Annotated in this window: 8 protein-coding genes; 7 read left to right on the top strand and 1 reads right to left on the bottom strand. The window is 43.2% G+C overall.

Going from position 1 to position 8,723, the window contains the following annotated elements:
* Both ACEW8S_RS00745 and ACEW8S_RS00740 read left to right on the top strand, forming a co-directional pair.
* Nucleotides 1–433: ATPase (locus tag ACEW8S_RS00745; RefSeq protein WP_373516282.1), on the top strand; the 433-nt coding region annotated here is incomplete at its 5' end.
* A 173-nt stretch (nt 434–606) separates the two neighbouring features.
* Nucleotides 607–2,175, top strand: a complete 1,569-nt coding sequence (locus tag ACEW8S_RS00740) for an aryl-sulfate sulfotransferase (RefSeq protein ID WP_373516281.1) — start codon at nt 607–609, stop codon at nt 2,173–2,175.
* Nucleotides 2,176–2,448: 273 nt separating this feature from the next.
* On the opposite strand, the gene ACEW8S_RS00735 is transcribed toward ACEW8S_RS00740, so the two are convergent.
* On the bottom strand, nt 2,449–4,077 hold the full coding sequence (locus ACEW8S_RS00735) for an arylsulfatase (protein WP_373516280.1): 1,629 nt from the start codon (nt 4,075–4,077) through the stop codon (nt 2,449–2,451).
* A gap of 158 nt (nt 4,078–4,235) precedes the next feature.
* Here ACEW8S_RS00735 and ACEW8S_RS00730 point away from each other — a divergent pair, with 158 nt between their 5' ends.
* The 5 genes from ACEW8S_RS00730 (at nt 4,236) to ACEW8S_RS00710 (ending at nt 8,690) form a co-directional block, all read left to right on the top strand.
* Entirely contained in the window at nt 4,236–5,384 is a 1,149-nt protein-coding gene (locus ACEW8S_RS00730; RefSeq protein ID WP_373516279.1) for an MFS transporter, read from the top strand.
* Between the two features lie 314 nt (nt 5,385–5,698).
* Nucleotides 5,699–6,175 (top strand): hypothetical protein, encoded by a 477-nt coding sequence (locus ACEW8S_RS00725; protein WP_373516278.1) that lies wholly within the window; start codon nt 5,699–5,701, stop codon nt 6,173–6,175.
* 52 nt (nt 6,176–6,227) lie between these two features.
* A complete protein-coding gene (locus ACEW8S_RS00720) occupies nt 6,228–6,557 on the top strand; it encodes a hypothetical protein (protein WP_373516277.1) in 330 nt (109 codons plus the stop codon).
* Nucleotides 6,558–6,588: 31 nt separating this feature from the next.
* Complete coding sequence (locus tag ACEW8S_RS00715) at nt 6,589–7,374, top strand: alpha/beta hydrolase (protein ID WP_373516276.1); 786 nt, start codon at nt 6,589–6,591, stop codon at nt 7,372–7,374.
* 1,031 nt (nt 7,375–8,405) lie between these two features.
* Complete coding sequence (locus ACEW8S_RS00710; protein WP_373516275.1) at nt 8,406–8,690, top strand: type II toxin-antitoxin system RelE/ParE family toxin; 285 nt, start codon at nt 8,406–8,408, stop codon at nt 8,688–8,690.
* The last annotated feature ends 33 nt before the right edge of the window (nt 8,691–8,723 follow it).

Below are 8,723 nucleotides of genomic sequence, written 5' to 3'. Positions count from 1 at the left end.
CCTTGATCCGCTCAAGGGCATTCTATTATCCGGACCCGTGGGTTGCGGGAAAACCAGCCTTATGAAATTATTAAAATACATTGTACCTCATAGAAAATCCTATTCAATAATACCCTGTAGAAATATTGTCTTTTCATTTGGCCACCTAGGCTATAAGGCTATTGAAGACTTTGGCTGTAGCCAGTTCTTTTGCTTCGATGATTTGGGAGTTGAGCCTCTGGGAAGGTATTATGGCCAGGATTGCAATGTAATGGGGGAAATCCTGCTTTCGCGGTATGATTATTACCTGGAAACAAAAATACCCACACACGCCACCACAAATCTCAATGCGGATGAGCTGGAGATCAGGTACGGCACAAGGGTTCGCTCGCGAATGCGCCAACTTTTCAATCTAATCGCATTTGATGAAACCTCAGTGGATAAAAGAAAATAGAAGAGACAAAGGATTTGTGTAGCAATTCTGATAAAAAAGTTTTGATTCCACGATTACTGGTAAAGTACCGTGGAATCAAATAAGTTTTTTATCAAAATAATTTGACTAAATTTAAAGGTGCACAAAAGATTTTCTCGGGGCACCTTTGTGTAATTGTTAAAACCAACCTCATTATGAAAAGATCATATGTTTCCCTCTCGCTCTTTTTGACTTTCTTAGTCGTACTCTCCTGTACGGTTGATCAAAAAGAGAAGCCAAAAGAGCCCGCAAAAGGCAAGAAGGACCGAAATATGTTTGGGCTTCACATTCCCCGCGGGCTAATACTCAACTCCGATAGCCTTACCGATGGTTACATCATGTTTGCGGTACCTAATTCATCTTCAACGTATCTTATCAATCGAAAGGGTGAGGTTGTGCATGAGTGGAAAGGGAACTATGAAATTATGCAAGCCTATTTGCAGAATGATGGCTCGCTGATCCAGGGAGTACAGGATCCCGATTTTCCAGTGTTCGGCTGCTGCGGAACGTATGGACGTTTACAAAAAATCAATTGGGATAGTAAGATATTATGGGATTTTGAATATGCTAATGAAAATCACATCCTTCATCACGATTACACCATACTTCCCAATAACAACATTCTGGCCATTGCCTATGAAGTTAAGTCGTTCGACGATGCTATTGCTCGGGGAAGAAAGGGTGAACTCATGCCAAAGTCAGGGCCATGGTTGGAAAAAATTGTAGAGATAGAACCGCAAGGCGCTAGCGGTGGCAGGATGGTTTGGGAGTGGCATCTTTGGGACCACCTGATTCAAGATAACGATAGAACAAAAGCAAACTTTGGCGTTCTGGCGGATCATCCAGAATTATTAAATTTCAATACTGGCAAGCCAATGCCACCTGCCATCACGCAGGACAGCCTGGATATCTTGAAGTCAACGGGAATTGTTCACCGAAACACAACGCTCGATAACTTTGATTCTGATATCTATCATTTTAACGCTATCAAATACAATCCTAAACTGGACCAAATTGTATTCAGTTCTCCCAGCCTGGGCGAAATATTTGTTATCGATCATAGCACAACAACGAAGGAAGCTGCAACTCATAAAGGCGGAAAAAGTGGAAAAGGTGGTGACTTTCTGTTCCGTTGGGGAAATCCAGGAAATTATAACAGAGGTGATTCTACCAATCAAAAATTATTCGCGCAACACGATGTACGTTGGATCGTTGAAGGCTATCCTGGCGAAGGCAATCTTACCGTATTCAATAATGATATTCCCGGCAGCAAGGACAGCCTGAATTATTCGGCCGTTTATGAGTTGACCCCTCCCATGGACGAGAAGGGAAATTATCTGTTAGAAAATGGCAAAGCCTATGGGCCAGAGAAACCAAGTTGGGTCTATGTTGCACCCGATACGCTTTCATTCTATGCCAGCTTTATTTCAGGAGCACACAGAATGAAAAATGGTAATACCTTTATTAATGAAGGGCCAAGGGGCCGATTTTTCGAGGTCACTCCCTCAGGAAAAATGGTTTGGGAATATCTTAATCCATATCGTGGTGAAATCCGTCAGCTCAATGGAGATCCTGTAAATCTTATTCCTTTTGTATATTGGGGATTCAGGTCTACATTCATTCCTGAGGATCATCCTGCACTAGCTGGGAAAAAACTAGAACCCCTGAATCCACAGCCAAAAGTATTTGTGCTTCCCCCCCCTCCTCCGAGTGAGAAGAAATAAAATACCACATACCATTTATACAAAAGGCCGCATTCAGTCTCTATACAAGAGAGGTATTCCGAGGCTTGTGTAGATGTTATTGTCATTGAATTGCGCGTGCGGAGCAATATCTGGAAATTACATTATCACCGTACCCAAAAATTCCGCCTTGAATAAATTCGCCCATTGCAGCTATGAAGGGGTAAGGAACCAATAAGCCCTCAGAATGAAGCTAATAAGGATTAGAAACCTATCTGAGATATTTTTCCCTGATGAGTTTTGTGATGAAACGGTTTATTGGTTTAACAGGATAACTCCATTGTCCCTTACGTAGTTCTCCCAGTGTTTCAATAATTCGTTGTACTTGACCGGAAGCTGTTGGGATAAGTCGTTAGACTCTGTAGGATCCTGAATGATATCGAAGAGTTCAAAAACTCCTTTTCCAAAGGGCGGCTCAATTTTAGTTATCTTCCATTTTCCTTTCCGAAGCGCGCATCTTCCGAACAACTCCCAGCCCATTACATAGTCCTCATCGTGCACAAAGTTTTGCTTCTTACGAAGTAACGGAAGAAGTGATGCACCCTTATAGGGTGTCAACGCTTGACCTTGGTAAGACGAGGGATACTTCGCTCCAGCTAATTCAAGAAAGGTAGGTGCGATATCCATTACGGATGTGAATGCAAAAGTTAATCCTTCTGCCGTTTGGCGCATTGGCATTTTAATGATCATTGGACTATGTATTCCGCCCTCTGCACTATATCCTTTATACAAACTATTTACCGCACTTGAAGCGTGTGCCCAAGGAGCTCCGTAAGCAACGAATGAATTGGCTGTTCCCATATAACGGTACGGATCAGCATCATCTGGCGTCGCGTTTATATCCAACTCTGCGGGTCCATTGTCTGACATAAAAATAAATAAAGTATTATCATATTCTCCAATGTCCTTTAAATATTCAATCAATCTTCCTATGTTTTGATCTAGATTATCGATCATTGCCGCATATATCTCCATTTTGCGCTCTTCAATTCTCTGCTCGTCTGGCGTTAAAGATGCCCAAGGCAACAAGGGACGATCTGAAATATCATATAAGTTTCCCACCACTGATGGGAGCTTGGGTAAATTAACATCAGCTTGCACAATTCCTTTTTTCTTTAAACCCGCGAATCGCATTGCCCTCAGACTATCATACCCCATGCGATACTTTCCTTTGTATTTTTCGATTGTAGCTACCGGTGCTTGTAAAGGCCAATGCGGTGAAGTGTAGGCGGCCATCAGAAAGAAGGGTTGATTATCACTGTTTTCACTCTGTAAGAAGCTTATTAGCTTATCGGTATAAACGTCGGTTGAATATTGACCATTTGGATAATTCGTGAAATGATCATCTTGCCAAAATGTATTCCCATCGGGATAGTAGTGATTGGCGTAAGCTTCGAGTAAAGTAAACGATCGTTCAAAACCATTTGCTTTTGGACTTTGATCAGCCGTCAATCCCAGATGCCACTTCCCAGCGATGTAGGTATGATAACCAACGTCCTTTAACAGTTGAGCAAATGATACGACCCTGCGGTTCAGGTATCCTTCATATCCTGGTTTTCCTTTTTCGCCAGGGATACGCTCAGCACGTTCGGCCATATCGCCCAATCCCGCAATGTGATTATCTGTTCCCGTCAATAGCATAGCTCTCGTAGGCGAACAGGTAGCGGCAGTATAGAAATTAGTGAATATCTGACCGTGACTAGCAAGCGAATCAATATTCGGAGTGGAAATTTCACTTCCAAAGCATCCTAGATCAGAATAGCCAAGATCGTCCGCTACAATCAAAACGATATTGGGTTTTTTTGGGACCTGTGTAGTCTGCTCGCTCTGGCAGGAACAAATAACACAGAGTAAGAAAGTGAAGATGAGATATCCTTGTTTCAAAGAAATTGTTTGATTTGAAGTGAACTTTCAGGTTAACGCGTATTTTTCAATACCTAAAGATAGCACAATTGTCGTTTGATGATGCAATCAAAATAAGAAGTATATTTAAATGAATTCCACGAAATAGTAACGATGCTATGGCTACAACCCCTGGTAAGATGAAGCTAACCATTCTCCTAGTTAGCAGTTTAACGATCATGTCCGTAATCACGATCTCTCCTGCTCTACCACAGATGGCGTTGGCATTTGCTGATGTCGGTCACGCAGAATTTCTCGTGAAATTAGTATTAACGATACCTGCGTTATTCATTGCCATATTCTCTCCAATAACGGGTCGCCTGATCGACAAGCATGGCCGGCTGCGAATTCTTTGGTTCTCGTTGGTCTTGTATGCCATTTCAGGTGTTGGCGGATTTTTTCTGAATAGCCTTTATTATATCCTTATCTCCAGAATAACATTGGGAATTGCTGTGGGAATGTCGATGACTATTGTAATCACCTTAATTGCTGATTACTTTGAAGGAATCGAACGACAAAAGTTTGTTGGGCTACAGGTTGCGTTTATGTCATTAGGTGGAATTGTATTCATTGGTCTGGGCGGCATACTGGCGGACTTTGGCTATCGATATCCCTTCTTGATCTATTTATTTTCGTTGGTGGTACTTCCGCTCAGTATATTATTTCTGCACGAACCTAAGGTTGTTGCAAAAGGAAATTCAGTAAAACTAAACATTAAAGCACCCAGAATCATTTGGCTGCTATTTTTCAACACGATGGTAATGTGGATTATCTTTTTTTTAATACCCGTTCAAATACCTTTTCACTTAAAAGTGATGGGCATCGAGAAAAATGCACTGATCGGGGCAGCCATTGCCACGGCCACTTTGTTTTCGGCAGTCTCATCATTCTCTTACTCGAAAATAAAAAGTCGTTTTAATTTTCTTACGATCTACTCGATGGGCTACCTATTGATGGCTGCTGGCTTTTTTATCGTTTCCATTTCCAACAGCTATCCGTCTGTGCTCATCGCGATGATGTTTGCTGGTTTAGGTATGGGAATGATGATCCCCAATACAAATATGTGGGTAATGAAAATTGCTCCCCCTGAAATTAGGGGCAAGGAAATTGGCAAGCTTACTACATTCTGGTTTTTAGGGCAATTCTTATCTCCTATTATTATTTTTCCAGTGCTTCAAATGCTTTCCCTCTCGAACACTTTTATGGTCGGAGCCGGATTACTTTCTCTGATATCTATTCTATTCGTCATTTTTCAATTCAGTAAAAAAGGAAAATTCGCACTTCAATAATGGATTAAGCCTTTTTTGTTCTATCGTGAGATGAGTGGTCTCCCACCCACGTTGGGTTCTTTAACCAAAGCAAACAGGACGGAAGAAAAATTGGCCTAGACCCTTTGTTATTGCGTATATTCGGGTGTTAGGGGCAATAGACCCGAAACGACCTTACGCTTTTCATCGCTTCAAGTGTAAAAGATGGATGGCTCTTATTTTTTTATTCTGCAGCGAAGCCAACGCACTCCCCCCAGGGATGAGTTTTATTTTATACCACTTGCTTCAACGAGCACGATTTTCGACAGATTTTCATTGGAATAACATTAGCTCCCGTGCCCCAACGCCAACAGCCGCCAACAAAAGGCATAAGTCATTGGTTTCTGTGGCTAGAGAACAATCCGATGAATTTTGACGGATCTAAAACAGATTTTGGAAATGCAACTGTGACCGGTTCCGAATCGGAAAATCAATCACAAACTTTACATAAAGGAATAGATTCCCTGCCAAGAGAAGAAAGACTAAAAAAAGAAGTTGAATCTGTAAATAAATACCCTAGCAGCATTGTAAGCGCGAATATCCTTTCCGTTTATTCTACGACCTGGGGAAAAGAAAACACAAAAGAAGTCTTCGACCGATTTTCAACGGAGAATAAAACATCGGAATACGGACAGAAAAGTGCGAAGTACATCAAACTAAATAAAGATCCAAAAAGCAGTGAAAAATTTGTTGATTTTGAGATGGTAGATCCGAAGGGAAAACCAAATCATCGGATATCGCCCCTTAAGACTGTATCGAAGAAGGAAAAATGATGGCCCATGACCGATCATGGGGTGTCGGATAAAAAAATATTCAAAAAAAGCCATGGAAAAAAATACCGAAAACAAAAGAAAGATCTTTTCGATCGCCAAAGGAAAATTCCTGGCACCGCTATTGGTCTGTACGGGCCTAGGCCTCATTGTTACTTCTTGCGGCGACGATGGCGACCGGACCGTTCCCGGGGAATCGGCGGTAGAACTGACGCCGGAAGGCCCGGCCCCGGACTGGGCGCCCAACATTACGGACCCCATGTTGGTAGTTATCGAAGAGTTCCAAAGCTATAATGTCCCTCCGTTACAGACCTTAAGCCCGCAAGAAGCGCGGCAGCAGCCCCGGGCCGGCGGATGCGATCAAGAGGGTAATCGAAAACTATAGTTTATCGATACCTCCCGGTATGGTCGATACCATGGGAATAATGATCCCCTGTGAGGGAAACAGTATCCCCGCGCGGATCTATACCCCGGACACAGGAAAGGATTCCTATCCGGTAATAGTATATTATCACGGCGGGGGATGGGTAATAGCGGGAATAGACGCATATAATGCCTCCACCGAGGCGCTGGCGCAAAAAACGGAGGCCATAGTGGTCTCCGTAGGATATAGACAGGCCCCGGAGTTCAAGTTCCCCACGGCCCATAACGATTCCTATGCGGCCTATGAATGGGTATTGAAAAATGCTGACACTTTTAAGGGGGATAGCGCCCGGATAGCGGTAGTGGGGGAAAGCGCGGGCGGTAACCTGGCAGCGACCGTCAGTTTAACGGCCAAGCAGCGGAACGTTAGGCTACCCTTGCACCAGGCGTTGATCTATCCCCTTGCCGATAACGATTTTACTACACCGTCCTATCTGGAACATCAGAATTCCCTTTTCCTGAACTCCCCGCTCATGATGTGGTTCTTCAATCATTACCTTAATAATCCCGAAGAAGGGGACGACCCAAGGATTTCCCTGGTCGATGCGGACCTTGGCGGTATGCCGCCCACCACCATCATCGGCGCCGAGATCGATCCCCTGCGGAGCGAAGGTCAGCTGCTGGCTCAAAATCTGGAAGCGGCCGGGGTAGCTACCACTTATCAACTCTACACTGGTGTGGCCCACGAATTTTTCGGAATGTCCGCAATTCTGGCGGAGGCGGAACAGGCACAGGCCTTAGTGGCAAGGGAGCTCAAAAAGGCTTTTGGCACAGAATAATCAAGGGGCTTTTCTAAGCAGGTCTTTTGTCCGCAAAGTTCACGGCCCGTTCTTTTCTCAAGTCCGGTATCCGGCCATAGCTAGTTTGGCAGAGCGTAGCTTTCGGCCGAAGACTTGGGAACAATTTAGGGGAACCTCGTTCGAAGGCCCATTTCTTGGACGGCCGCCCTTGTTTTGAGGTCCGACCCTTCGAGTGACTCTATTGCCTTGCTGGCCCATGCCATTTTTAACGGGCGTACCGGATCGGGACGTATTTCCCAACGGCGCATGGCCGGGGGCATGTGTCCCTATCTTCCCGTTTTCGGCAGGTCCTATTGATCGGCCGTCAAACCGAACTAGTCTGGTATATGGAAAGTCTATTTTAATGTGCGATTAAGTGCTACCAGTTTACTTAATGTAAAATAGGCTTATTTGAACTTTTAGAGCTTAAACGTAGTCCTAAAAAATGTTCGTTTTGTAGTACTTTTTAAAAAGACGCATTAATATATAGTTTGAGATGGAATTTACTTGTTATTTAGTTCAGTTCATTGGTTTCCTTAGTTGCGACACGTTCAAGTAAGAGCGTTCTGTATAGTTTACCTTGTTAACCTTTTTAACTTCATCATGTCCGAGTGAAATCCGTCTACATACCAATTTCCCTAATACAGTTGGGCGTAGTGTTTTTTTATTCTAAGTTTTCAAAAGTCAAGGTTTCGCCAGAAGTGGAACCATAAAAATTTCCAATATGGACCATTTTGCTGATACCGACGAAAAGGTAAAATAGGGCATGAACGGCTTTAATCGGATATGCCCCGAGGTCCAGGAACAATGTTTTTTCCCCGGGTGTCGGTAATTAAGTTGAACTCGTTCGGTAAAAGATCCTGTGACATAGCTGCATAAAACGACAACTGCACCCAAAACCCATAAGCCTTTTTGGCACCCGGCGGGCACCTCACGATTTTCAGGATTTTAGGTAATAGGATGCTTTGTTACCCCCAGACTCACCGATTACAATATATATAAAAAACACTACTTTCGGACATCATTTTAGAATGCAAATGGAAATAATTTGGACGACATCGGCATACATCGACAACTTAGAAAATATAGAGTATCTTTTAGGGGAATGGTACTTATCTGTAGCGTTGAAATATGAAGAGAAAGTAATAGAGGCCGAGGAATTGCTTTTAAAGGGTCCCCAACTAGGGCAATTCGATAAAGAACTAGGTCTAAATAAATTACTGGTCGTAAAGCAAATCTATATGATGTACGAGGTTAGGGGCGATAAAATCTACATTGTCAGAATGTGGAACAACTACAAGAAGCCCTATTGGTAAGCTTCGAGTTTTTCACGCATGGCAGAGCGCATA

It is taken from the genome of Pricia sp. (genome assembly GCF_041745955.1).
Classification (GTDB): Bacteria; Bacteroidota; Bacteroidia; order Flavobacteriales; family Flavobacteriaceae; genus Pricia.
This window is presented reverse-complemented; position numbering and strand designations above follow the sequence as displayed.

Excerpts from the sequence above, each read along its gene's own strand:
- ACEW8S_RS00740 (WP_373516281.1), top strand. The coding sequence starts at position 607 with ATGAAAAGATCATATGTTTCCCTCTCGCTCTTTTTGACTTTCTTAGTC.
- ACEW8S_RS00730 (WP_373516279.1), top strand. The coding sequence starts at position 4,236 with ATGAAGCTAACCATTCTCCTAGTTAGCAGTTTAACGATCATGTCCGTA.
- ACEW8S_RS00720 (WP_373516277.1), top strand. The coding sequence starts at position 6,228 with ATGGAAAAAAATACCGAAAACAAAAGAAAGATCTTTTCGATCGCCAAA.
- ACEW8S_RS00715 (WP_373516276.1), top strand. The coding sequence starts at position 6,589 with ATGGGAATAATGATCCCCTGTGAGGGAAACAGTATCCCCGCGCGGATC.
- ACEW8S_RS00710 (WP_373516275.1), top strand. The coding sequence starts at position 8,406 with ATGCAAATGGAAATAATTTGGACGACATCGGCATACATCGACAACTTA.